Origin of the sequence: Pollutimonas harenae, from assembly GCF_004153685.1 — a bacterium.
In the GTDB taxonomy this organism is placed as follows: domain Bacteria; phylum Pseudomonadota; class Gammaproteobacteria; order Burkholderiales; family Burkholderiaceae_B; genus Pusillimonas_C; species Pusillimonas_C harenae.
The window spans coordinates 387,352-410,220 of the sequence record NZ_SDQD01000003.1 but is presented as its reverse complement, the minus strand read 5'-3'; the positions used below and the strand labels follow the sequence as shown (position 1 = coordinate 410,220).

Sequence of the window (22,869 nt, the reverse complement as noted above, 5' to 3'; positions counted from 1 at the left end):
GTGGGTCCGTTCTAAGGCAAGCAGGGTGTGCAGCGTAGAAGCCCCCTAGATTGTCGCAGACTCTGCCCTTGTGGTGGCAGGTTTAGGTATGGATCTGTACGGGGCCGGGATTTTCAGGGGATAATGTTTGCAACGTGTATTGTTGCAAAGGAAGCATCATGAACTGGAGAGCCTGGCGTCGTCAGTGGCTGACCGAGCCTTTATATCGCATGGCGCGCGAGGCCATGCCCAGCCTGTCCCTGACGGAACAGCAAGCCATAGAGGCAGGCGATGTGTGGTGGGATGCCCAGCTGTTCTCCGGCCGGCCAGACTGGCACGCCATGCTTGAGGTCCCTCCCGTTGCGTTGTCAGAAGAAGAGCAAGCCTTTATCGACGGCCCGGTGGCGCAGTTATGCCACATGCTGAATGATTGGCAAATTACCTGGCACGATGCCGATTTGCCTGAGCCAGTCTGGAGTTTCATACGGCAGCAGGGCTTCTTTGGCATGATTATTCCCAAAGAATATGGCGGGCTGGGGTTTTCCGCTTATGCCCACTCAGAGGTCGTACGCCAGATATCGGTACGCTCGGTGACGGCAGCGGTTACGGTGATGGTGCCCAACTCCCTCGGGCCCGGCGAACTCCTGATGCAGTTCGGTACCCAGGAGCAGCGCGACTACTGGCTGCCGCGCCTGGCTCGAGGTCAAGAAATTCCCTGCTTTGGTCTGACCAGCCCCGAGGCGGGCTCCGATGCCGCTTCCATGACGGATACAGGTGTGGTCTGCCGGCGCGAGGTTGACGGGGTCGAAACGCTGGGTATTTTGCTGAATTGGCGCAAGCGCTACATTACCCTGAGTCCTGTGGCCACGGTGCTGGGGCTGGCGTTCAAGCTCTTCGATCCAGACGGCTTGCTCGGCACTGAAAAAGAGCCCGGTATTTCCGTTGCGCTGGTGCCTGTGAATACGCCTGGCGTGGTCACCGGACGTCGTCACTTGCCTGCCATGCAGGCCTTCCAGAACGGGCCTACAGAAGGGCACGATGTCTTCGTTCCGCTGGACGCCTTGATCGGTGGTGTCGGGCAAGCGGGGCAGGGCTGGCAGATGCTTATGAGTGCGCTGGCCGCAGGACGTGGCATCTCCTTGCCGTCGCTGTCGGCAGCTGCATGTACTTTCACAGCCCATACTACCGGTGCCTATGCGCGGGTGCGCACACAATTTGGCATACCTGTCGGTAAATTCGAAGGTGTGCAAGAAAGGCTGGGCCACCTGGCGGCCAATGCTTATCTGGTAGAAGCCGCGCGGCGTTTTACGTGCGCAGGTCTTGATCAAGGCTACAAGCCTTCGGTGGTATCAGCCATCATGAAGCTGCATGCCACCGAGCGCATGCGTGCTTCGGTGAATGACGCCATGGACATTCATGCAGGCAAGGCAGTCATCGATGGGCCGTCCAACTATCTGGGTGGCTTGTATCGGGCAGTGCCTGTGGCCATCACGGTCGAGGGCGCCAATATTCTTACACGTAGCCTTATTGTGTTCGGGCAGGGTGCAATACGTGCCCATCCTTATCTAATGCAAGAGATTGTTGCCGTAGGCAATAGCGATCAGACTGCCGGAGAAGACGCTTTCGATGCCGTGATCTGGAAGCATCTGGCTCATAGCATCAAGAATGCGCTGCGAGCCATTGGCACGGCCTGGACGGGAGGGGCGTTTACCCGGGTTCCCAAAGCTGCTGCTGCGGCCGCTCCATACTATCGGCGACTGAATCGCTACGCGGCGGCTTTTGCCTTGATTGCAGAAGCAACACTGCTGACGCTGGGTGGTTCGCTCAAGCGTAAAGAGATGCTGTCCGCCCGGCTGGGCGATATCCTTGCCGAGCTGTTTCTGGTGTCTGCGGTACTGAAGCGCTGGCATGACGAGGGCAAGCACGAGTCTGACTTGCCATTGGTCAGGCTATGTGCCATGCAAAGCTTCGCCACAATCGAGAAGCGCATGGACGAAATCCTGCTCAATTTTCCGTCGAGCGCGCTATCCTGGACCTTGCGTGCCATGCTGCTGCCAATAGGCTTCCGATCAGAACCACCTGCCGACAAGGTCATTGCTGCTTGCGCAAATATTTTGCTCGAGCCCTCTGATACCCGGTCGAGGCTCGTGGGTGAGGTCTGGGAGGGGCATGACAGTCCCAGCGTCGAGCAACTGGAGCGCGCTTTTGAACTGGTTGTCGAAGTCCAGCCCTTGCTCGATCGCATCAAGCATGCAGGGCTTAAAGACTGGCGTGTTGCTCACGAGAAAGGAGCGATTACCGATGAACAGGCCAGGAAACTCGAGGCTGCCGAGCAGGCCCAGGCACAAGTCATCGAGGTGGATGATTTTGCTCCGGAGGAATTGATCCGGTCCTCCATGCGCAGCACGACTAATTAGCCTGCTGTTCTACATGGGTCCGCCGGGGCTGCCTGAGCCTGCCGGACCCATGTCTGGCCAGCCTTAGTCGTTACGGCCTTTATGCTGTATCAGCTCTATTTTGTAGCCGTCAGGATCCTCCACGAAAGCGATCACGGTCTCGCCGTGTTTCATGGGGCCGGCTTCCCGAACTACGTTACCGCCTTTTTCCTTGATGCGCGCACAGGCGTCGTAGGCATTTTCGACCTCTAGTGCAATATGGCCGTATCCGTTACCCAAATCATAAGAGGGCGTGTCCCAGTTGTGGGTCAGCTCAATGACGGCGCCTTCGCTTTCGTCCTGGTAGCCCACGAAAGCCAGCGTGAACTTGCCGTCCGGATAGTCCTTGCGACGTAATAACTTCATGCCGAGCACGTCGGTATAGAAAGCCAGCGAGCGGTCCAGATCGCCTACACGAAGCATGGTGTGCAGTAAACGCATCAAAATCTCCTTGATATCAGATTAGCGGTAATGAGCTGGGATCATGCTGCCTGAGTGCATCGCGTGCACGTTCGAAGCCAGGCAGTATGCGGTCGACTTCCCGCCAGAAATTTTTGCTGTGATTAAGTTCTCGCAGATGTGCAATTTCGTGTGCGATCACATAATCGATGATGTCCGGCTGAAAGTGTATCAGGCGCCAGTTAAGCATAATGTTGCCGTCACTGCTGCATGAACCCCAGCGGGTGGCCGCCGACGATAGCCGCCAGCGCCGAATGGTCAGATTGTTGGCGCTCAGAAAGTGCTGCAGGCGCTCACCAAACCGTAGTCTGGCCTGTTGCTGCAACCAGGAATGGGCGCTGTCGCGTATACGGTTGCGTTCGGCGCTGGCAGGCAGCGCCAGATACAGCAAGTCGTCATCCTGAGGAGCAGAGAGAGCGCCGGAAAATGCCGTGGTCCTGCGCGTGTCATCAAGGCTCAGCATGATGCGTTTGCCTAGATAAGGTATACGTCCACCGTCATGCCATTGGGCATCTGCAGTGGCCAATTGTTGTTGACGGGCTTGGCTCAAGCGCAGTTTTTCAAGCACCCATGCCGATTTTTCGATGACGGCGGAATCTACCTGTGCCAGTGTGATCCAGTTTGGCGCCCGAACTTGCAGGCCGTCGTCGTTGATGGTGAGGCCTATGCTTTTGCGGCGGGAGCGCTGCAGGGTAAAGCCTATGGTCTGCTCCGGCGCCTGTACCTCGCGCCAGCGTGCGCCCTGGGGCAGCGAGGGCGGACAAGCTATGGGGATTGTGGTGGGTACAGGGCGCGGAGCCGGAGAGACGGGCTGGGCAGCAGGCAGCACCTCGGGCGTATCGGTAAAGAGCTCAAGTTGCTTAGTTTGGCCCATATCGTTCAGGATTCAATACGCGCATTTCAGTTTCGATCCAGTCGCGGACTTTCTGATTGACGACATCAGGCGTCAATCCAGTGGGGTCGATCAGCGGTCCGATGGATACGGTAACAAGACCTGGCTTCTTGATGAAGGCTTTGCGACGCCAGCACTCGCCCGCATTGTGTGCGACAGGAATAATGGGTGTATTGGTACGTGTTGCCAGCAGAGCTCCGCCCATTTTGTAACGGCCCGCCTTGCCTGGTGCGATACGCGTACCCTCGGGAAACAGTATAGGCCAACGACCTTCATTGATGCGCTGCTGACCCGTCCGTACAACTTGTTCAAAGGCATCGCGGCCCTTGCTGCGGTCTATGGGTATCATGCGTAGCAGTGCCAGGCCCCAGCCGAAAAACGGCACCCAATGCAGCTCTTTTTTGTACACGAAACACAATTCGCGCGGCATGTAGGCGGGGAAAAACAATGTTTCCCAGGCTGATTGATGCTTGGAGAGGAGAATGCCTGGACCGTCGGGCAGGTTTTCGGCGCCTTTCAACTGCCAGCGTATGCCAAGTATGACCTTGGCACCCCATACGGCCAGGCGCGGCCAGCCAGCAGTCAGCTTGTAGCGAAGGCTTAGCGGCAGTGGTGACCATAGCATGCAGGCAATGGCGTAGGGAATAACCGTAATAAGCAAGAACAGCTGATAAAGCGTCGCGCGGAAAATGGCCAGAAGCATGTTTATTCCTCGGACAACCATGTGTTGACGACAGCTGCCAGATTATCGGCTACGCGCGTTCCTGCGGGCAGCTCGCCTGTGTTTTGTGTTTTTTGCCCGTTGCCGGTCAGGACCAGCCAAGGGTTGCAGCCGGCCATGGCAGCAGCCTGCAGGTCGCGTAGCGAGTCACCCACCGCTGGTACGCCGCTTAGATCGGGCATGTCGTAGCGTCGGGCAATATCCAGGAACATGCCTGGCTTGGGCTTGCGACAGGCGCACCCGTCGTCGGGGCCGTGTGGGCAGATGAAAATGGCGTCGACCATACCGCCTGCGTGTATGACCTCGCGGCGCAGCTTGGTGTGGATGGCATTGAGCGTGTCCATGCTGAACAGGCCGCGCGCAATGCCGGACTGATTGCTGGCGATCACAACCCGCCAGCCCGCACGCGATAGCCGCGCGATCGCTTCCACGCTTCCGGGCAGGGCGATCCATTCGTCCGGGCTTTTGACGAAGGCGTCACTGTCCTGATTGATGACGCCGTCGCGGTCTAGTATGGCCAGCTTCACTGGGCCAGCCTGGAGATGTCGGCAACTTGATTCATATTGCGGTGCAAGTCGTTCAAGAGTGCCAGCCGGTTGGAGCGTATGGCGGGATCGTCGGCCATGACCATGACGTTATTGAAAAATGCGTCGACGGCGTCTCTGGCTTGTGCCATGGTTGCCATGCTGCCGCTGAAATCGCCTTGTGCAAACTGTGCCTGGGCCTGGGGCTCGAGTGTGGCAATGATGTCGGCCAACGCCTTTTCGGCCGGCTCGCTCAGCAGGCTGTAGTCGAGGTCGGCTGGAGCTGTGTCAGCTTTCTTGAGCAGATTGGCAATACGCTTGTTGGCGGCCGACAGGCTTGCGGCTTCGGGGCGCAGTGCAAATGCAGCGCAAGCTGCACTGCGAGTCTGGACTTGATGCAGGGCCGGTTTGAGCGCCAGTACGGCGTCAATGACATGGCGGTCGAAATCATGGCTTAATAGATTGCGGGAGCGTTCGTATATGAAGGTTTGTACTTCGTCTATCGTGCCGGGTGCAATGACGCCCAGCTCGAAGGTTTCGGCAGCGTGACTAAGCAAGCCGTGAAGATTCAGGGTGGCGGTGTCGCTGATTCCAAGATAGCCGCCAGCCAGCAGCTGCTCGTAGGCGCTGATCAGGCCCAACGCTGCACGGCGCAGGCCGTAAGGGTCACGTTCTCCGGTGGGTACCAGGCCTATGCCCCAGATGCCCAGCAGGGTTTCAATGCGCTCGGCCATGAATACGATGGCGGAGGTCAGGGTAGTGGACTCGACGGGTGTATCGAGACGAATGCGATATTGATTGCGGATGGCAAGCACGACATCGTCTGCTTCGCCGTCTGCCGCGGCGTAATAGGCACCCATGATGCCTTGCAGCTCAGGGAACTCACCCACCATGTTGGAGTTGAGGTCGGCCTTGGCCAGCAATGAAGCGCGGCCGGCATGGGTGATATCGGCACCCAGTTGTTCGGCAATGTGACGCGCCAGCTTGCGTACCCGCTCGACGCGATTCAGCTGTGTACCCAGCTTGTTGTGATACACGCTGGAAGCCAGTGATACCACGCGATCGGCCAGAGGTGTTTTCAGGTCGGTTTCGAAAAAGAACTGGGCATCGGCCAGGCGTGGGCGCACCACACGCTGATTGCCTTCAATGATGTTGGAAGGATCGTCGATCTGCATATTGCTGACGATCAGGAAACGGTGGGTCAGTTTGCCTGTGTCAGGTTCGAACAGTGGGAAATATTTCTGATTCAGGCGCATGGTCAGGATCAGACATTCGGGTGGCACACTGAGAAATTGCTGCTCGAACTCGCCAACATAGACGGTGGGATGTTCGACCAGAGCGGTGACCTCGTCCAGTAGTGCTTCGACTTCGCTGCCAGTGCCTATGGTAGTACCCAGGGCCTGTGCCTGTCCGTGCAACTGCCTGCTGATCAGGGCGCGGCGGTCGGTGAATGAGGCGATCACCTTGCCTTCGTCCAGCATCTGCTGTTCGTAGGTGGTGGGATCGGTCAGCTCGATGTCTTGTGCAGACATAAACCTGTGGCCCAGAGTTTTACGCCCGGATTTCAGGCCCAAGGCCTGGATATCAATGACCTGGTCGCCCCATAATGCCACCAACTGGTGAGCCGGACGTACGAACTTGACACTGCTGCTGCCATCGGCCAGTTGATAGCGCATGACCTTGGGTATGGGCAAGTGTGCAATGGCATGGTCCAGCGCCTCTTGGAGCGCGGGTTCAAGCTGTGCGCCGCTGGACACGCCCTCGGCGTATAGGTAGTCTTGCTTGCCGTCGGATCCGTGGGTCAGGTCGGCTGCGGTCAGGTGTTCCAGGTTCTTGCTGGCCAGCTTTTTGGCCAGAGCCGGGGTGATTTCATTGTTTTCGGTCAGCCCTATCTTGGCGGGCATGAGTTTTTCGATATAGCGCTGCTCGGGGGCCTGGCCGAGTACTGCACTCAGGCGCACCGCAAGGCGGCGTGGCGTGGAAAAATCGGTAACGGCGCAGTCCTCGGCCAGCAGATGCTGCTGATCCAGTATCTTGCGTATGCCTTCGGCAAAGGCATGTCCCAGTTTCTGCAGGACCTTCGGTGGGAGTTCTTCCGTCAGGAGCTCGATCAACAGCGGCCGGTATGCGGCGGGAGACACGTTCGTCATTATTTGGCCTCCGTGCTGATTGGCTGGGCAAGCATGGGGAATCCTAGTTTTTCTCGTGAATTGAAGTAAGCCTGTGCGACGGTGCGCGACAGGTTGCGGATGCGGCCTATGTATGCGGCGCGCTCGGTGACGCTGATGGCGCCTCGCGCATCCAGCATATTGAAGGTATGAGCCGCTTTGAGGGTGGCTTCATAGGCGGGCAAGGCCAGGGGTACCGTGATGAGTCGCTGGGCTTCGGCTTCGTAATCGTTGAAGTGGGAGAACAGCATGGTGGTTGAGGCGTGTTCGAAGTTGTACGTTGACTGTTCCACTTCATTTTGATGGAACACGTCACGGTACAGCACTTTGCGCCCGTCGGCCGTTTCGGTCCAGACCAGGTCGTAGACGCTTTCCACGCCTTGCAGATACATGGCTAGCCGCTCGAGGCCGTAAGTGATCTCACCTGTTGTGGGCGAGCAGTCGAGTCCGCCTACTTGCTGGAAGTAGGTGAACTGGGTGACTTCCATCCCGTTGAGCCAGACTTCCCAACCCAGGCCCCAGGCACCGAGCGTGGGGTTTTCCCAGTCGTCCTCAACGAAGCGGATATCGTGCTCCAGGGGATTGATGCCCAGGGCCTTGAGCGAGCCGATGTATAGATCGATGATTTCGGGAGGAGAGGGCTTGAGCACGACCTGATATTGGTAATAGTGCTGCAGCCGGTTGGGGTTTTCACCATAGCGGCCATCTTTGGGGCGGCGCGAGGGTTGTACATAGGCGGCACGCCAGGGCTCGGGCCCGATGGATCGTAAAAAGGTTGCGGTATGCGAAGTGCCTGCGCCGACTTCCATGTCGTAGGGCTGTAGCAAGGCGCAGCCTTGTCTGTCCCAATATTGCTGAAGCGTTAAAATGATTTGCTGAAAAGTGAGCATGAGCGAAAGCCAGTAAAGCGATAAGCCGCAAAATTTTTCAATTTTAACTGGTTCGCACCAAAGGCGGTATGCCGCCGATCAGGTCCGAGTGCAATTGGTCGTATTATGTGGGCCTTGAGCTGTAGCCGGCACGGTCCGCAGCACTCGCACCATTCTATCGTTGGCGCATTGCGCCGCAGTTTTTTGGGAATAGATTTATGTCTGACTTGGTGAAGGTGGATGTTATTGATCGGATACAAATTATCACGATCAATCGGCCCGAGGCGCGCAACGCCATCAATTACGAAACCGCCCAGGAATTGGCTCGGGCACTTGAGCAAATGGACGCGTCCGACGATATTGTCATGGGTGTGCTGACAGGGGCGGGCAACACGTTTTCATCCGGTATGGATCTGAAAGCCTTCGCCCGCGGTGGCCAGCGACCCTATGTCGAAGGCAGGGGGTTTGCCGGCATGTGCGAAAAGCCGCCTGTAAAGCCCATGATTGCCGCAGTCGAGGGCTATGCCCTGGCGGGAGGTTTTGAAGTTGCGCTGTCCTGCGATCTGATTGTTGCCGCCCGCAATGCCAGTTTTGGCTTACCCGAAGTCAAAAGGGGTATTGTGGCGGGCGCCGGCGGAATGCTGCGCTTGCCCAGCCGTATCCCTTATCACATTGCAATGGAAGCCGTCCTGACCGGGGAAATGTTTTCCGCGGAGCGCGCTCATGGCTATGGCCTGGTCAATCGTCTGGTCGAGCCGGGCCAGGCCCTGGACGCGGCGCTGGAATTGGCGCGTGTCGTGGCAGCCAACGGCCCGCTGGCCGTGCAGACGGCAAAAGGCATCGTGACCCAGTCCCGCGACTGGAGTCAGGCTGAAATGTTTGATTTGCAGCGTCCGCGCATTGCTCACATTTTTACCTCGGCCGACGCCAAGGAAGGCGCCACCGCTTTTGCCGAGAAGCGGCCACCCGTATGGACCGGCAAGTAAGCGCGGCCCACTGTCAAGTATTCATGGGTGCGTTTCTGCGCCCGCCACTTTTTATTAGATAGCAAACACCATGACCACCACTATTAAAGAAAGCGATCTGATTCAGTCTATCGCCGACGCAATACAATTCATCAGCTTTTACCATCCTGTTGACTACATTCAGCACCTTGCCCGCGCCTACGAGCGCGAGGAAAGTCCCGCAGCTAAAGATGCCATTGCCCAGATTCTGACCAACTCGCGCATGTGTGCCGAAGGGCACCGTCCCATTTGCCAGGACACTGGTATCGTCAACGTTTTCCTGAAGGTCGGCATGAATGTGCGTTTTGATACGCAGCGCAGCTTGCAGGAGGTCTGTGACGAGGGTGTGCGCCAGGGGTATTTGAATCCCGATAATCCGTTGCGGGCCTCAGTCCTGAACGACCCATTGTTTATACGCAAGAATACGCGCGATAACACGCCCTGTATTGTCAACGTCGAGCTGGTTCCCGGCGACAAGGTCGACGTGCAGGTGGCCGCCAAAGGAGGCGGGTCCGAGAATAAATCCAAATTCGTCATGCTCAATCCCAGCGACTCTTTGGTCGACTGGGTGCTCAAGACGGTGCCGCAAATGGGGGCCGGCTGGTGCCCGCCCGGCATGTTGGGCATAGGCGTGGGCGGTACGGCCGAAAAAGCCATGCTGATGGCCAAGCAGTCGCTCATGGAAGACATCGACATGTACGAGCTGTTGCAGCGTGGCCCGCAAAATAAGCTCGAAGAGCTGCGTATCGACCTGTACCAGAAGGTCAATGCCCTGGGCATAGGCGCTCAGGGTCTGGGTGGCCTCACGACGGTGCTGGATGTCAAGATCAACACTTTCCCGACTCATGCGGCATCCAAGCCCGTGGCCATGATTCCCAACTGTGCGGCTACGCGCCATGTGCATTTTGAACTCGATGGTTCGGGCCCCGCCGAGCTGACGCCGCCCGCGCTGTCGGACTGGCCCGATGTGCATTGGGCTCCCGATTACAACAAGTCTTTGCAGGTCGATCTGAATACGCTGACCAAAGAGCAGGTTGCCAGCTGGAAGCCGGGTCAGACCCTGCTGTTGTCCGGGAAAATGTTGACGGGTCGCGATGCTGCGCATAAGCGTATACAGGACATGCTGGAAAAAGGTGAGCCCTTACCTGTCGATTTCACCAACCGTGTTATTTACTATGTAGGCCCGGTCGATCCAGTGGGAAATGAGGTCGTTGGCCCGGCAGGCCCCACCACCGCAACGCGCATGGACAAATTCACCGACATGATGCTGGACAAGACAGGCCTGATTTCGATGATAGGCAAGGCCGAACGCGGACCGGTGGCCATCGAGTCCATACGCAAGCACGGTTCAGCCTACCTGATGGCGGTGGGCGGCTCGGCTTACCTGGTGTCCAAGGCCATACGTGGTGCCAAGGTTGTGGGTTTCGAGGATCTGGGCATGGAAGCCATTTACGAATTCGATGTCAAGGACATGCCGGTCACCGTGGCGGTCGACTCGCAAGGCACATCGGTGCACGACACTGGGCCCAAGGCATGGAAGGCCCGTATCGCTGAAATCCCGCTTGTGCCAGTCGCCTGAGGGTATTCTCCGCGAGCCTGTCTGAAGACGCCGTCGGGTGCCTGGCCCGGCGGTAATGCCTTGCCGTTAGCCATATGTAAACCAGGCCTTATCCAAAAACTAATTCAAAAACAGTGTCCCAACTGGCAAGCTATGCCTTGTATTGATACTTATTTGGGAAGAACTCATGACGACACAGGGGCTGGACGACTGGATTGGGCGCAAGGAAAGTTGCGACGACAACCTTGATATTGGGCATATACAGAAAATCGCATTGAGTCTGGGTGCTTCAGCACCCAAAGAAGGCGAGCCCTTGCCCTTATTGTGGCAATGGGGGCTTTTCATCGGCGGCCTGCCTTATAGCGAGCTGGGCACCGACGGCCACCCCAAGCGTGGAGGCTTCCTGCCACCGGCGGACAATCGCAACCGTATGTGGGCTGGCGGCCGGGTCAATTTCCTTCAGTCGCTGCGAGCCGGCCACAAAGCGCACAAAGAGTCCACTATCCTGGCAGTCAAGGAAAAAGTGGGTAGCACCGGTAAGTTGCTGTTTGTAACGGTTCAGCATGATTATTCCCAGGATGGCAGCCTGTGTATCTCGGAAGAGCAGGATATCGTCTATCGAGAGCCCAGCCCGCCCAAGCTGCAGGGTTCCATTCCCACCCCTGCCGCCCAATGGAGTGACACAATAGAACCCAGCTCGATCATGTTGTTCCGCTATTCGGCAGTCACCTTCAATGGGCATCGAATTCATTACGATTATCCCTACACCACAGAAACGGAAGGCTATCCCGGTCTCGTCGTGCATGGCCCCATGATTGCCACCCTGATGTGCCGTGCCTTTACCAGGGCCCATCCTGATAAGGCCGTTATTTCACTGTCGTATCGTGGCTTAAGACCCCTGATTTCACCCACTCCTTTCAACGCACAAGGCATGCTGACCGAAGCAGGCGTTGCCCAACTATGGGCAGAGCAAGACGGCACACTGGCCCACCAGGCAGAACTGAGGTTCAAAGTATGAGCAGCGATCCCATGAATAAAAACCTTACTCGCCAGGCCGGTGCAGCTCGTCCCCTGGACGGTGTTACCGTCATCAGTCTTGAGCATGCCATTGCCGCACCGTTCTGCACTCGCCAGCTGGCCGATATGGGCGCGCGGGTCATCAAGGTTGAGCGTCCTGGCGTGGGCGATTTTGCCCGCAAGTACGACGAGCGAGTCAAAGGCCTGGCCTCGCATTTTGTCTGGACCAACCGCTCCAAGGAAAGTCTCACGCTGAATTTGAAGCACCCGGACGCGGCGGACATACTCGATCAGCTCCTGGCACAGGCCGATGTCCTGGTCCAGAATCTGGCGCCAGGTGCGGCAGCACGCTTGGGGCTGTCGTTTGAGGCCTTGCAAGAAAAAAATCCGCGCCTGATCGTATGTGATATTTCCGGCTATGGCGAAGGCGGTCCTTATCAGGACAAAAAGGCATACGACCTGCTGATTCAAAGCGAAAGCGGATTTTTGTCCGTGACGGGTGATCCGCAGAGCCCGGCCAAAGCCGGGTGCTCGATTTCAGATATCGCCGCAGGCATGTACGCCTACAGCAGCATTCTTTCAGCCTTGCTCTTGCGCGAGCGTACCGGAAAGGGCAGTCGTATCGACGTTTCCATGCTCGAAAGCACGGTCGAATGGATGAGCTTTCCTCTGTACTACGCTTTCGAGGGTGCTGCGCCGCCCCCACGGGCCGGCGCTTCGCACGCCACCATCTATCCCTATGGCCCGTTTCCGGTAGGCGACGGCAGCGAAGTCATGCTGGGCTTGCAAAATGAACGTGAGTGGGCGGCCTTTTGTACGACGGTGCTGCAGCAGTCCGAGTTGGCCCATGATGAGCGGTTCAACTCAAACAGCCAGCGTGTCGCCAACAAAGAAACATTGCGCGTACTGATTGTCACCGCGTTTGCCTCGCTGTCGCGCAAACAGCTTATCGAACGGCTCGAGGCCGCCGGTATCGCTAATGCCAGTGTCAATACGATGCAGGATGTCTGGGATCACCCGCAGCTTGCTGCGCGCAAGCGCTGGCGTACGGTTGATAGCAGTGTCGGGCCCTTGCCCGCCATGATTCCGCCCGCCACGAACTCTGCGTTCCAGGCGCGCATGGATAAAATCCCCGCACTTGGCGAGCATTCGTCGTCTTTGCTGACTGAGCTGGGTTATACCGAACAGCAAATACAGGCATTTACCAAAGAAGGGGTAATCTGATGCAAGCTCCCATCAGGGCCGCACTGTTTGTTCCCGCCACACGTCCAGAGCGTTTTGCCAAAGCCCTGGCTGCCGGCGCCGAGGCTGTCATTATTGACCTTGAAGATGCCGTCGAGCATCCGCTTAAAGATCAGGCCCGAGATAACCTGCGTCAGTTCGCCCAGGCCCATCCTGACACGTCGTTCCTGGTGCGCATCAACGATGCCACAACTGCGTGGTTCGAACACGATCTGGCCGTGTGTGCCGCATTGCCGTCGGTACGTGGCATTGTCCTGCCCAAGACCGAGTCAGCCCAGCAAATAAAGCGAGTGGCCGATACAGGCAAGACTGTACTGCCTATCGTGGAAAGTGCCCGTGGTGTATTGGGATTGAATGAAATCGCGGCTGCGCCGGGGGTAGAGCGCTTGTCCTTTGGCAGCCTGGACATGATGCTGGAGACGGGCACTACTCCCGACACAATGGGTGCCAGCATTCTCCTGGATCACATCCGTAGTCAGGTGCTTTTGTTCAGTGCCGCGCATGGCCTGCAGGCCCCGCTTGATGGCGTCTATCCGAATTTTTCCGACCTTGACGGGTTAGCGGCAATTGCCGGCCAGGTGCGCGATATGGGTTTTGGTGGCATGTTGTGCATCCATCCCAAGCAGATTTCAGTCATACAGTCTGTTTTCGCGCCTACCGCAGCCGATCGTGAATGGGCGCAACGAGTGGTCAATACAGCCGAATCCACAGGCTCCCTGGCGTTTCAGCTGGACGGCAAAATGGTGGATGCGCCTGTTATTGAGCGCGCCCGGCGCATACTGGCCGAGGCATGACAAACAGGCTCAGGCCTTGTGGTCTTGATCAGGAACAACGCTCAGTATCTGATCAGAGCAGGCCTGCAGCAGCATCGACAGCGTGCCCTGGTGCAGCTGCAGCGCAGGCGCCAGCTCTTGCAAAGGGCGTAATACAAAGGCCCGCTCATGCATGCGCGGATGCGGTACGGTAAGCTCCGGTGTGTTGATGACCCGCTCGCCGTATAGCAGCAGATCCAGGTCCAGGGTGCGTGGTGCGTTGCGATAAGGCCGGAGCCGCCCATGATGGTTTTCTATGACTTGCAGTGCGGCCAGCAAGTCGGTAGCGGGTAGGCGGGTGTGGATTTCGGCAACCGCATTTATGTAGTCCGGCCCGCTGGCGTCGACAGGTGCGCTTCGGTAGAACCGTGAAAGCCGGAGTCCGGTAATGCCAGGTGTGGCAGAGAGTTCGCTGGCTGCCTGTTGCAGGCTGACCAGCGCATCCCCCAGATTGGCGCCCAGGCCGATATAGGCCTTGATCATGCTTGTGGTGTATTGACCGCCTGTGTAGCGGGCCGTTTGCGTGGCCGCCGTCTGCGCTTGGCTCCTGCCGGGCGGTTGCCTCGTTGCTGGCTTTGATAGGTTTCGATCATTTCACCGCGTGTGGCGTGGTCGGCATTGGCCAGGTCCATCCACCATTGGGCTTGCACGCTGTCGACCTCGCGGGCCTCGGCGCGCAGCTGCAGGAAGTCTACGGCTGCCCGGAAGCGCGGCTGCTCTATCATCCGCCAGATGGCCTTGGCATTGACGCGCTCGAAGCGTGCCTGCATAAACCAGATCTCGCGCATATCGGCCTGGAAGCGACGTTGTATGGCCAGCTTGCGGGTTTGTTCGGCGACGACGGAATCGGCCGCCTGCATGAGTGCCTGCGCAGGATGCTCGCCTTCGGCACACAAAGCCTGCCAGCGTTTGTTGACCAGTTTCCAGAGCAGGGCGGCAAATAGAAAGCTGGGGCTGATGGTTTTGCCGGCGCGTACCCGGGCATCGGTGCGTGCCAGGGCAAGTTCTATGAACTGTTCGCCGCCGTCCTCCTGGAAGATCACATCGATCAGGGGCAGCAAGCCTTTGTGCAAGCCGGCTGTTTGCAGTTGACGCAAGCAGTCCATGGCATGGCCGCAAGTCAGCAGTTTAAGCGTTTCGTCGAACAGGCGTGATGACGGTACATGTTCGATCAGTCCGGACAATTGCGCGATGGGTGTCTGGGTGGCTGGGTCTATGGTCCCGTTCAGCTTGGCGGCAAAACGCAGTGCGCGCAACATGCGTACCGGGTCTTCACGATAACGTTTTTCGGGGTCGCCTATCATGCGTACCACCCGATTCTTCAGGTCGGCTACGCCCCGATGGTAATCGATGACTTCTTCGTTGATGGGGTCGTAGTACAGCGCGTTCAGGGTAAAGTCGCGGCGGTCGGCGTCTTCTTGTTGCGAACCGAAGAGATTGTCGCGCAGAATGCGGCCATGCTCATCAGTATGTTCGTCGCTGACTGCCGTGGCGCGAAAGGTGGAGGTTTCGATGATCTCTTGACCGAACACCACGTGCACCAGCTGAAAACGCTTGCCTATGATGCGGGCGCGTCGAAACAGTGGACGGATTTGATTGGGAGTGGCATTGGTTGCGACATCGAAATCCTTGGGTTCGAGGCCGACGATCAGGTCACGGACTGCACCGCCCACGATGTAGGCTTCGTAGCCTTCGGCACGCAGCACTTCGCACACCTTGATGGCATGGCGCGAGACATTGCGACGATCTATGCCGTGTTTTTCGCGCGGAAAACGCTCGGGAACACCTGGGGGTGCCGAAAACAGGCGGCTGACAAAGTTTTTTATTGTTTCTTTAAGCATGATGGCTGTATTTTAGGACTTTGAGTCCTGCATGTCCTTGAACAGGTCGAGTATGTTCCAGCCGCGCTCAAGCGCCAACTGTCTTAAGGCGGGACTGGGGTTGGCTGCGATGGGGTGGGTCACGGCATCGAGCAATGGCAGGTCGTTGAGCGAGTCGCTATAGAAATAAGAGGCTTCGAAGTCTGACAGCTTGGCCCCCATGCTATTCAACCAGGTATTCACGCGTACGACCTTACCTGCCTGGAAGCTGGGTACACCCTGTATTTTTCCGGTATAGCGGCCATTTTGGATTTCCGGGATGGTGCCGATCAAGTGTGGGATGCCGAAAGCGCGAGCGATGGGCGCAGTAACGAACTCGTTGGTGGCGGTGACTATCGCGCACAGGTCGCCTTGGGCAAGGTGCTGCTGGACCAGGTCTTGAGCGATAGGCAGAATGGCTGGGCGTATGACTTCAGCCATAAAGGCCTCATGCCATTCTGCCAGTTCAGCCATGCTTGCGCGGCTGAGCAATCCGAGCATGAATGCGGCCGCTTCTTCAGCCGTCAGGTTGCCCGCGTTGTAGCGGTCCATCAGTTCGTCGTTGCGCCGCTGTGCTTCGGCGGGGTCGCCAGCGCGGCCCGTACGGGCCAGAAAGTCAGCCCATTGATAATCGCTATCCAGGGGCAGCAGGGTGTGGTCCAGATCAAACAGGGCCAGGCGTTTTATAGGCATCATGGGTTATCGTTAACAGGCTGGCCTGAAGCCAGCAGTTCCTTCAGCAAGGGCAGTGTAATGGCCCGGTGTCGTTCGAGTGAGTAGCGGTCGAGTGCATCAATCAGCGCACTCAAGTGCCGCATGTCGCGAGTGTAGTGGGTGAGTACCCAGTTGATGACTTCAGGCGCAAGTTGCAGCCCGCGATCGGCGGCCCTGCTGGACAGCGCCTGGGCCCGGTCTTCGTCGGAAAGTTGTGCAAGTCGGAACACCAGATCCCAACCCAGCCGGGTGCGCAAGTCTTCTCGCAGGGGCATGGTCAGGGGCGCGCGATCGCCTGCCAGTACCAGGGCAAAGCCCTGGGGGGTGGCAGCGACCTCACGCCAGCGATTGTACAGGGCGAACAGCGCCGCTTGCCGGTCGTCATCCAGGCTTTCAACGTTGTCGATGGCGATAAGCGTGTAGGCGAGCTGGTCGGCGTTGGCGATATCACGCAGTGATTGTGCACTGCTATGGTGGTGAAAGTAGCCTGTATCGGGCCCCGAGGCTACCGACTGAAGCAGATGCGTACGTCCGGCGCCGGGAGCTCCCCAGAGGTAGACGGCCCGGCCTGGGCCGCAATCGCGCAATGCCTGGACGGCCTCTTGGTTTTGCCCGGCAACAAAGTTGTCCAGCGAAGGTGGCGAAGGAGGCAAAAGGTCTAGTATTAGTTGCTGCGTCATGTGCTGCCAGGGCCCTGGAAGTTGCCCGCCGCGGTAAAGTCGGCCATATTCATCGTAAAATCAAGCTTCGGTAATTCATTCAACACGCAATTCTTACATATCCCACGGCATTTCTCATGACAAACAAACATTCCGCCTCCTTGACCTACCGTGATGCAGGGGTCGATATAGACGCTGGCGAGGCGTTGGTCGACCGCATCAAGCCATTGGCCGCCAAGACCATGAGAGCGGGTGTCATGGCCGGCATAGGCGGTTTTGGCGCGCTTTTCGAGGTGCCGCGCCACCTGAAAGAGCCTGTGCTGGTATCGGGTACCGACGGTGTGGGCACCAAGCTCAGGCTGGCGTTCGAATGGAACCGCCATGATACCGTGGGCATAGATTTGGTCGCCATGAGCGTCAACGACATTCTGGTGCAGGGTGCCGAGCCTTTGTACTTTCTTGATTATTTCGCTTGCGGCAAGCTGTCGGTTGACACCGCCGCCAGCGTAGTGGGCGGCATTGCCAAGGGCTGCGAACTGGCTGCTTGCGCCCTGATTGGTGGCGAAACCGCCGAAATGCCGGGCATGTATCCCGATGGCGAGTACGATCTGGCCGGCTTTGCCGTCGGGGCTGTCGAAAAATCGCGCATTATCGACGGCAAATCCATCGCCGTGGGCGATGCCGTACTGGGCCTGGCTTCCAGCGGTGCGCACTCCAACGGTTTTTCCTTGTTGCGCAAAATCCTGACGCACGCCAATGCGCGTCCCGGCCAGGAACTGGCTGGTCGTCCACTCGAAGATGTTGTCATGGCGCCCACTCGCATTTATGTGAAATCGGTATTGGCTGCCCTGGCCGAGCACGGATCGGCTATCAAGGGGCTGGCGCATATTACCGGTGGTGGATTGCTCGACAACGTGCCGCGCATTTTGCAACCCGGTCTGTCGGCGCGCTTGCATCGAGATGCCTGGACGATGCCTGAACTTTTTACGTGGCTGCAGCAAAATGGTGGCGTGGCCGATGCCGAAATGCATCGGGTCTTCAACTGCGGCATCGGTATGGTTATTGTAGTGCCGGCCAATCAGGTTGACGCGGTGACGGCGACCTTGACGGCTCATGGTGAACAGGTAAGCCATCTGGGTGAAATTGTCGAACAGGAAGGCACCGCAGCGCCGCAAACCGTCGTCATCTAATTCCATTGCCGGGCAGCCTGGTCCACGACCTGCGCGGCGGCGTCGGAAGCCAGGCAGTCGATGACCTGACGCTCGGGCTGCGAGCGTAGCCAGGTCAGTTGGCGCTTGGCCAGCTGCCGCGTGGCCGCTACGGCTTGCTCTACGGCTTGCCCGATGCTGATTCGGCCATCCAGGTATTCCCACAGCTGCCTGTATCCCACGCATCGTACCGATGGCAGGCCATCGTGCAGGTCGGGTCGGGCGTGCAGAGTGCGAACTTCGTCCAGCAGGCCCTCTTTAATCATGGTGTGATAGCGTGCCGCAATTCGTGCATGCAGCGCCAGGCGATCCGAGGGTTCGAGACTCAGCGTGACGAACCGATGGCTGTCGTTTTGCGCGGGGCGTGCATCGGCCAGCCAATCCGACATGGGGCGGCCGCTGACGCGATAGATTTCGATGGCGCGCTGCAAGCGCTGGCTGTCATTGGGTGCCAGCCTGGCGGCTGTTACGGGGTCGTATTCAGAGAGCTGACGGTGCAGTTCGGGCCAGCCGCTGGTTCGGGCTTCGTTGTCGATGGCCGCGCGAACGGCGGGGTCCGCTTGGGGCAGGTTGTTCAAGCCTTCGCGCAGTGCCTTGTAGTACAGCATGGTACCGCCGCACAGCAAAGGCAGATTGCCACGGGCTTGTATCTGTTCGATCAAGAGGCTGGCATCACGCTGGAACTCTGCAGCTGAATAGCTTTCGGCCGGGTCGCGGATATCCAGCAGATGGTGCGGCATCGAGGCTTGCTCAAGTTTGCTGGGTTTGGCAGTGCCTATGTCCATGCCGCGATAGATGGTGGCGGAGTCCATCACAATGACCTCGATGGGCCAGCGTTGTGCCAGGGCCAGAGTGGCTGCGCTTTTTCCGGCGGCGGTGGGGCCGGCCAGACAGATAACCGGTTTGATCATTGCCCGCGCATAAAGAGTTTGTCGAGCTCTCCCACCTTCCATTGCACCCAGGTGGGCCGGCCATGATTGCATTGGTCGGCGCGCTCGGTGTGCTCCATTTTGCGCAGCAAGCCGTTCATTTCATCCAGAGTAAGCCGCCGGTTGGCACGTACGGACCCATGACAGGCCATGGTCGAGAGCAACTCATTGCGTTGCTCGGTCAGGCGTGGCGAGACGCCTACGCTGGCCAGGTCCCGGAGTACGCCGCGAGCTAGCGCTTCGATATCGCCATTGGCCAGCAGGGCAGGTACGGCGCGTACGGCAGCGGAGTTTGGGCCGGCGGGTCGAATGTTCAAACCCAGTTCGTTCAGCGTGTGTGCATGTTCCTCGATCAGACCGATGTCTTTTTCAGTCGCGTTGAAGACCAGGGGGACCAGTAGTTCCTGGCAGGGCAGGCTTTGGGCGTCCATGGCTTTCTTCAGTTCTTCGTAGACGACGCGTTCGTGCGCCGCGTGCATGTCGACCAGGACCAGTCCGTCGTGGTTCTGAGCCAGTATGTAAATACCGTGCAACTGACCCAGTGCCATGCCTAGTGGAAATTCAGTGGCGTCGGCCGTAACGGGGAGATGCGTCTGTGGGGCCGGAGCATCAAGTGGGCGATACAGGGATTGCCAGTCTTGCTTGCGTTCGGGAGTCTGGTCATGCAGGCGGAATGTGTGTTGCTGTTGCTGCGGCCGGTAGGATGCAGGTAACGGTATTGGGCTGCCACGCATGTTGTCGACGCCGCCAGATGCATGAAGTGGCAGCCCGGGTGTTGTGACATCTGTATTCGGACTCGTGGAGACTGCCGTTGTGTCGGCCTGATGAGCTGAGGAGGTGGGCTCGGCGCCAGTCAGGGATTGGCCGCCTGCAGCCGCCAGCACTTGGGTGAGCGTTTGGTTTACAAATCGATGAATGGCACCGCTTTCGCGAAAGCGTACCTCGTGTTTGGCCGGATGCACGTTGACATCGACCATGGTTGGATCAATAGTCAGGAAGAGGACGAAAGCGGGCTGGCGATCGCCATGAAGGACATCCGCATAAGCCTGGCGCACAGCGTGCGCTACCGTTCGATCCTTGACGTACCGCCCGTTCACGTACAGGTACTGCCGGTCGGCGCGGCTGCGAGCGTAGGTGGGGCGGGTTATTACACCCTGCAAGGCAATCAGGCCTTGCTCGTTCTGCACATACAGGCCCTGATCGGTGAACTCCTGACCTAGTACATCGCGCACTCGTTGCCCTACTTCGCTGGCCCGCCAGTTGCGCTGGGCTTTGTCATTGTGAAACAGCCGGAAAGCAATATGAGGGTGCGCCAGTGCAATGCGTTCAAGAGCATCGACGCAATGGCCATACTCGGTGGCTTCGGCGCGCAGGAACTTGCGGCGGGCGGGCACATTGTCGAACAGTTGGCGCACATCAATGGTCGTGCCCACCGAACCCGAGGCTGCCGAGGGTTCATCCTGTTCTGCTTCGATCTGCCAGGCATGAGGTTCGGTGGCGTTGCGAGACGTGAGTGTAAGCCGTGCCACGGATGCAATCGAGGCCAACGCCTCGCCCCGAAATCCCATGGAATCGACTGCCTCCAGCTCGTCCAATGACGCAATTTTGCTGGTGGCGTGACGCGTCAGTGCCAGTTTCAGTTCTGCCTTGGGTATGCCTGTGCCATCGTCGCTGACAGAGATCCGGCGTATGCCGCCGCCGTCCAGCCGGACTTCGATGGCGCGGGCACCTGCGTCGATGGCATTTTCGAGCAGTTCTTTCAGTACCGATGCGGGACGCTCGATCACTTCGCCGGCTGCGATCTGGCTGATCAGCAGGTCGGGAAGCTGGGCGATGGAGCGGCGTTCTGGCATGGCGGTGTGTCCTCGGCTAACGAATACAAAAGTGTCCGTTCGATTTTAGCCGGTTGCGCCAAAGGAATGGCTGCGGCGTGGCCTGTTGCGGTCAACAGGCCACGATGGCCATCATGTGCGGCGAGCCATGGTGGGGCTGGAGTCGAAATAGCTGTTGACACCCGTCAGCATGGCGCGGGCAATCTTGTTCTGATGAGAAGGGCTGCGCAGCAGGCGTTCTTCTGCAGGGTTGCTGATAAAAGCGGTTTCCACCAGTATGGATGGAATATCAGGGGCTTTCAGCACGGCAAACCCGGCGCGTTCCACCCGCTTTTTATGCAGGCGGCTGATTTTGCCGATTTCATGCAGTACCCGGTCTCCCACACGCATGGAGTCGTTGATCTGGGCTGCCGTCGACAAATCCAGCAATACCTGTGCCACCTGCTTGTTATGCGAACCTAGGTTCACCCCACCGATCAGGTCGGCATCGTTTTCACGCTTGGCCATCATGCGTGCGGCGGCACTGGTGGCACCATTTTGCGATAGGGCAAACACCGACGAGCCCCGCGCGCTGGGTTTGATCCAGGCGTCGGCGTGAATCGAAATGAACAGATCGGCCTTGACCCTGCGTGCTTTCTGTACGCGTACATGCAGGGGGACGAAGTAATCGTTGTCGCGGGTCAGATAGGCCCGCATATTGGGTTGAGCATCGATCAGCTTTTTAAGACGGCGTGCAATGCTCAGCACAATATCCTTTTCTCGCGTTCCTTGGGGGCCAATGGCGCCAGGATCTTCGCCACCATGGCCTGGGTCCAGAGCAATCAGTACAGGCTGGGCCTTGCTTGGTGGTGCCGACCTGGGTACAGGTGTGGGCAAGGACTTGGGCTTTTGGGCAATCGGAGGGGGCAGTTTTTGCCCTGGCATGGCCGGTACGGGAGCCTGATCGGCCGCGTTGGCGGCCAGCTCTTCGAGTACGTCCGCCAAAGGATCGGAGTCGGCGTTGTTCATGATTGCCAGTAGCGGATCCTGGGCAATCTTCGGATACAGGTCCAGCACGAGGCGATACTTGTATTCGCCTATGGGCTTCAGAGTGAACACCTGGGGCGCGATAGGTTGTTTCAGATCGAGCACCAGCCGTACGACGCCCGGCCGATTCTGACCAACCCGCACGGTGTCGATATAGGGGTCGTTGGGCTTGATCTTGGAAACCAAATCGTTGATGGCGCTATTAAGGCTCAGGCCCTGAATGTCGACGACCAGTCTGTCTGGATTTTCCAGGGCAAAATGCTCGGCCTTGAGCTCGCTGTCCATTTCAAGCGTAACGCGGGTGTACTCGTCGGCCGGCCAGGTACGGACCGCAACAATGGTGGCCGCCTTGGCCAAGGTGGGAATGACAGGCAGGATAAGCAAGCTGCCTGTGCCGGCGATCAAGCGCCGCCGGGAGGCATTCTGCGGGGAGACGTCTGCGCGGGCAAGGTGAGTGTCGTCAGCCATAATATTCCTTTGTCGCTGTGGGCTGTAAGGCTGGCGCACCGCCCAATATCTGCATAGTTCAAATGAATATCCAGGTCGGGTGGGGGTAATAAATCGCCCGCTTGCTCCGGCCATTCAATCAAAACAATCGCATCTTTTTGCAGAATATCTCGAAAGCCAGCATCTAACCATTCGCGAGAATCGCTAAATCTATAAAAATCAAGGTGATAGAAGTATAAGTTAGAAACATTATAGCTTTCAAGCAAAGCGTAGCTAGGACTTTTGATTCTTCCTGTGATTCCGGCGCTTCTTAAGAAGGCACGGGCGAAGCTGGTTTTACCCGCACCCAGGTCGCCGCGCAGGTGAATACGGCCACCGCAATGGGCCGGGCCTAGTGCAGGATGCGTTCCGGTGAGCATGGGTGCGATTTGCCTGGCTAATGCTAATGTGGCGTCTTCGTCATCTAAATGGACGCTTATAGAGGCTAAATCTTTGTTTTCTTGTTTCATGAGCGA

Annotated in this window: 21 protein-coding genes; 7 read left to right on the top strand and 14 right to left on the bottom strand. The window is 58.1% G+C overall.

Going from position 1 to position 22,869, the window contains the following annotated elements:
• The first annotated feature begins 158 nt into the window (after positions 1–158).
• On the top strand, positions 159–2,396 hold the full coding sequence (locus ERD84_RS14585; protein ID WP_130040389.1) for an acyl-CoA dehydrogenase: 2,238 nt from the start codon (positions 159–161) through the stop codon (positions 2,394–2,396).
• Positions 2,397–2,459: 63 nt separating this feature from the next.
• On the opposite strand, the gene gloA is transcribed toward ERD84_RS14585, so the two are convergent.
• Genes gloA through glyQ form a run of 6 tightly spaced genes read right to left on the bottom strand, consistent with a single transcriptional unit; the run spans position 2,460 to position 8,068 of the window.
• On the bottom strand, positions 2,460–2,855 hold the full coding sequence (gene gloA, locus ERD84_RS14580; RefSeq protein ID WP_130040388.1) for a lactoylglutathione lyase: 396 nt from the start codon (positions 2,853–2,855) through the stop codon (positions 2,460–2,462).
• 16 nt (positions 2,856–2,871) lie between these two features.
• Entirely contained in the window at positions 2,872–3,747 is an 876-nt protein-coding gene (locus tag ERD84_RS14575) for a M48 family metallopeptidase (RefSeq protein ID WP_130040387.1), read from the bottom strand.
• The gene (locus tag ERD84_RS14570) at positions 3,734–4,468 is read right to left on the bottom strand and encodes a lysophospholipid acyltransferase family protein (RefSeq protein WP_371743174.1); all 735 of its coding nucleotides are present in this window, start codon (positions 4,466–4,468) and stop codon (positions 3,734–3,736) included. Before ERD84_RS14570 ends, ERD84_RS14575 begins: the two co-directional genes overlap by 14 nt.
• A 2-nt stretch (positions 4,469–4,470) precedes the next feature.
• Positions 4,471–5,013 carry a D-glycero-beta-D-manno-heptose 1,7-bisphosphate 7-phosphatase gene (gene gmhB / locus ERD84_RS14565; RefSeq protein ID WP_130040386.1) on the bottom strand — a complete coding sequence of 181 codons (543 nt, stop codon included), beginning with the start codon at positions 5,011–5,013 and terminating at the stop codon, positions 4,471–4,473.
• Complete coding sequence (gene glyS, locus ERD84_RS14560; RefSeq protein WP_130040385.1) at positions 5,010–7,160, bottom strand: glycine--tRNA ligase subunit beta; 2,151 nt, start codon at positions 7,158–7,160, stop codon at positions 5,010–5,012. Before glyS ends, gmhB begins: the two co-directional genes overlap by 4 nt.
• A complete protein-coding gene (glyQ, locus tag ERD84_RS14555) occupies positions 7,160–8,068 on the bottom strand; it encodes a glycine--tRNA ligase subunit alpha (RefSeq protein ID WP_130040384.1) in 909 nt (302 codons plus the stop codon). Before glyQ ends, glyS begins: the two co-directional genes overlap by 1 nt.
• A 197-nt stretch (positions 8,069–8,265) precedes the next feature.
• Here glyQ and ERD84_RS14550 point away from each other — a divergent pair, with 197 nt between their 5' ends.
• From ERD84_RS14550 to ERD84_RS14530, 5 genes are all read left to right on the top strand, one after another.
• On the top strand, positions 8,266–9,033 hold the full coding sequence (locus ERD84_RS14550; RefSeq protein ID WP_130040383.1) for a crotonase/enoyl-CoA hydratase family protein: 768 nt from the start codon (positions 8,266–8,268) through the stop codon (positions 9,031–9,033).
• Positions 9,034–9,103: 70 nt separating this feature from the next.
• Positions 9,104–10,630 carry a fumarate hydratase gene (locus ERD84_RS14545; RefSeq protein ID WP_130040382.1) on the top strand — a complete coding sequence of 509 codons (1,527 nt, stop codon included), beginning with the start codon at positions 9,104–9,106 and terminating at the stop codon, positions 10,628–10,630.
• Between the two features lie 166 nt (positions 10,631–10,796).
• Positions 10,797–11,627 (top strand): HTD2 family dehydratase, encoded by an 831-nt coding sequence (locus ERD84_RS14540; RefSeq protein WP_130040381.1) that lies wholly within the window; start codon positions 10,797–10,799, stop codon positions 11,625–11,627.
• An 11-nt stretch (positions 11,628–11,638) separates the two neighbouring features.
• Positions 11,639–12,850: a CaiB/BaiF CoA transferase family protein gene (locus ERD84_RS14535; protein WP_130040380.1), complete on the top strand. Its 1,212-nt coding sequence runs from the start codon at positions 11,639–11,641 to the stop codon at positions 12,848–12,850.
• Positions 12,850–13,662 carry an HpcH/HpaI aldolase/citrate lyase family protein gene (locus ERD84_RS14530; protein ID WP_130040379.1) on the top strand — a complete coding sequence of 271 codons (813 nt, stop codon included), beginning with the start codon at positions 12,850–12,852 and terminating at the stop codon, positions 13,660–13,662. Before ERD84_RS14535 ends, ERD84_RS14530 begins: the two co-directional genes overlap by 1 nt.
• 9 nt (positions 13,663–13,671) lie before the next feature.
• Here the strand turns inward: ERD84_RS14530 and folK are convergent, their stop codons facing one another.
• Genes folK through hda form a run of 4 tightly spaced genes read right to left on the bottom strand, consistent with a single transcriptional unit; the run spans position 13,672 to position 16,933 of the window.
• Positions 13,672–14,163: a 2-amino-4-hydroxy-6-hydroxymethyldihydropteridine diphosphokinase gene (gene folK / locus ERD84_RS14525; RefSeq protein ID WP_130040378.1), complete on the bottom strand. Its 492-nt coding sequence runs from the start codon at positions 14,161–14,163 to the stop codon at positions 13,672–13,674.
• Complete coding sequence (gene pcnB, locus ERD84_RS14520) at positions 14,160–15,521, bottom strand: polynucleotide adenylyltransferase PcnB (RefSeq protein ID WP_130040377.1); 1,362 nt, start codon at positions 15,519–15,521, stop codon at positions 14,160–14,162. Before pcnB ends, folK begins: the two co-directional genes overlap by 4 nt.
• 12 nt (positions 15,522–15,533) lie before the next feature.
• On the bottom strand, positions 15,534–16,232 hold the full coding sequence (locus tag ERD84_RS14515) for an HAD family hydrolase (RefSeq protein WP_130040450.1): 699 nt from the start codon (positions 16,230–16,232) through the stop codon (positions 15,534–15,536).
• The gene (gene hda, locus ERD84_RS14510) at positions 16,232–16,933 is read right to left on the bottom strand and encodes a DnaA regulatory inactivator Hda (protein WP_130040376.1); all 702 of its coding nucleotides are present in this window, start codon (positions 16,931–16,933) and stop codon (positions 16,232–16,234) included. The genes ERD84_RS14515 and hda overlap by 1 nt, the downstream gene beginning before the upstream one ends.
• Positions 16,934–17,049: 116 nt before the next feature.
• On the opposite strand from hda, the gene purM reads away from it, so the two are divergent.
• Positions 17,050–18,102 carry a phosphoribosylformylglycinamidine cyclo-ligase gene (gene purM / locus ERD84_RS14505; protein WP_130040375.1) on the top strand — a complete coding sequence of 351 codons (1,053 nt, stop codon included), beginning with the start codon at positions 17,050–17,052 and terminating at the stop codon, positions 18,100–18,102.
• Here purM and miaA read toward each other — a convergent pair.
• From miaA to tsaE, 4 genes are all read right to left on the bottom strand, one after another.
• A complete protein-coding gene (gene miaA / locus ERD84_RS14500; protein WP_130040374.1) occupies positions 18,099–19,031 on the bottom strand; it encodes a tRNA (adenosine(37)-N6)-dimethylallyltransferase MiaA in 933 nt (310 codons plus the stop codon). The genes purM and miaA overlap by 4 nt on opposite strands.
• Entirely contained in the window at positions 19,028–20,902 is a 1,875-nt protein-coding gene (mutL, locus tag ERD84_RS14495) for a DNA mismatch repair endonuclease MutL (protein WP_130040373.1), read from the bottom strand. Before mutL ends, miaA begins: the two co-directional genes overlap by 4 nt.
• A gap of 111 nt (positions 20,903–21,013) precedes the next feature.
• Positions 21,014–22,375, bottom strand: a complete 1,362-nt coding sequence (locus tag ERD84_RS14490; RefSeq protein ID WP_130040372.1) for an N-acetylmuramoyl-L-alanine amidase — start codon at positions 22,373–22,375, stop codon at positions 21,014–21,016.
• Positions 22,309–22,863: a tRNA (adenosine(37)-N6)-threonylcarbamoyltransferase complex ATPase subunit type 1 TsaE gene (tsaE, locus tag ERD84_RS14485; protein ID WP_130040371.1), complete on the bottom strand. Its 555-nt coding sequence runs from the start codon at positions 22,861–22,863 to the stop codon at positions 22,309–22,311. Before tsaE ends, ERD84_RS14490 begins: the two co-directional genes overlap by 67 nt.
• Positions 22,864–22,869 lie beyond the last annotated feature (6 nt).

Coding starts and splice junctions, on each gene's coding strand:
- glyQ (WP_130040384.1), bottom strand. CDS start 8,068: ATGCTCACTTTTCAGCAAATCATTTTAACGCTTCAGCAATATTGGGAC.
- ERD84_RS14530 (WP_130040379.1), top strand. CDS start 12,850: ATGCAAGCTCCCATCAGGGCCGCACTGTTTGTTCCCGCCACACGTCCA.
- pcnB (WP_130040377.1), bottom strand. CDS start 15,521: ATGCTTAAAGAAACAATAAAAAACTTTGTCAGCCGCCTGTTTTCGGCA.
- glyS (WP_130040385.1), bottom strand. CDS start 7,160: ATGACGAACGTGTCTCCCGCCGCATACCGGCCGCTGTTGATCGAGCTC.
- ERD84_RS14575 (WP_130040387.1), bottom strand. CDS start 3,747: ATGGGCCAAACTAAGCAACTTGAGCTCTTTACCGATACGCCCGAGGTG.
- ERD84_RS14545 (WP_130040382.1), top strand. CDS start 9,104: ATGACCACCACTATTAAAGAAAGCGATCTGATTCAGTCTATCGCCGAC.
- miaA (WP_130040374.1), bottom strand. CDS start 19,031: ATGATCAAACCGGTTATCTGTCTGGCCGGCCCCACCGCCGCCGGAAAA.
- ERD84_RS14550 (WP_130040383.1), top strand. CDS start 8,266: ATGTCTGACTTGGTGAAGGTGGATGTTATTGATCGGATACAAATTATC.
- ERD84_RS14570 (WP_371743174.1), bottom strand. CDS start 4,468: ATGCTTCTGGCCATTTTCCGCGCGACGCTTTATCAGCTGTTCTTGCTT.
- tsaE (WP_130040371.1), bottom strand. CDS start 22,863: ATGAAACAAGAAAACAAAGATTTAGCCTCTATAAGCGTCCATTTAGAT.
- ERD84_RS14535 (WP_130040380.1), top strand. CDS start 11,639: ATGAATAAAAACCTTACTCGCCAGGCCGGTGCAGCTCGTCCCCTGGAC.
- hda (WP_130040376.1), bottom strand. CDS start 16,933: ATGACGCAGCAACTAATACTAGACCTTTTGCCTCCTTCGCCACCTTCG.
- mutL (WP_130040373.1), bottom strand. CDS start 20,902: ATGCCAGAACGCCGCTCCATCGCCCAGCTTCCCGACCTGCTGATCAGC.
- ERD84_RS14515 (WP_130040450.1), bottom strand. CDS start 16,232: ATGCCTATAAAACGCCTGGCCCTGTTTGATCTGGACCACACCCTGCTG.
- ERD84_RS14490 (WP_130040372.1), bottom strand. CDS start 22,375: ATGGCTGACGACACTCACCTTGCCCGCGCAGACGTCTCCCCGCAGAAT.
- folK (WP_130040378.1), bottom strand. CDS start 14,163: ATGATCAAGGCCTATATCGGCCTGGGCGCCAATCTGGGGGATGCGCTG.
- ERD84_RS14585 (WP_130040389.1), top strand. CDS start 159: ATGAACTGGAGAGCCTGGCGTCGTCAGTGGCTGACCGAGCCTTTATAT.
- ERD84_RS14540 (WP_130040381.1), top strand. CDS start 10,797: ATGACGACACAGGGGCTGGACGACTGGATTGGGCGCAAGGAAAGTTGC.
- purM (WP_130040375.1), top strand. CDS start 17,050: ATGACAAACAAACATTCCGCCTCCTTGACCTACCGTGATGCAGGGGTC.
- gloA (WP_130040388.1), bottom strand. CDS start 2,855: ATGCGTTTACTGCACACCATGCTTCGTGTAGGCGATCTGGACCGCTCG.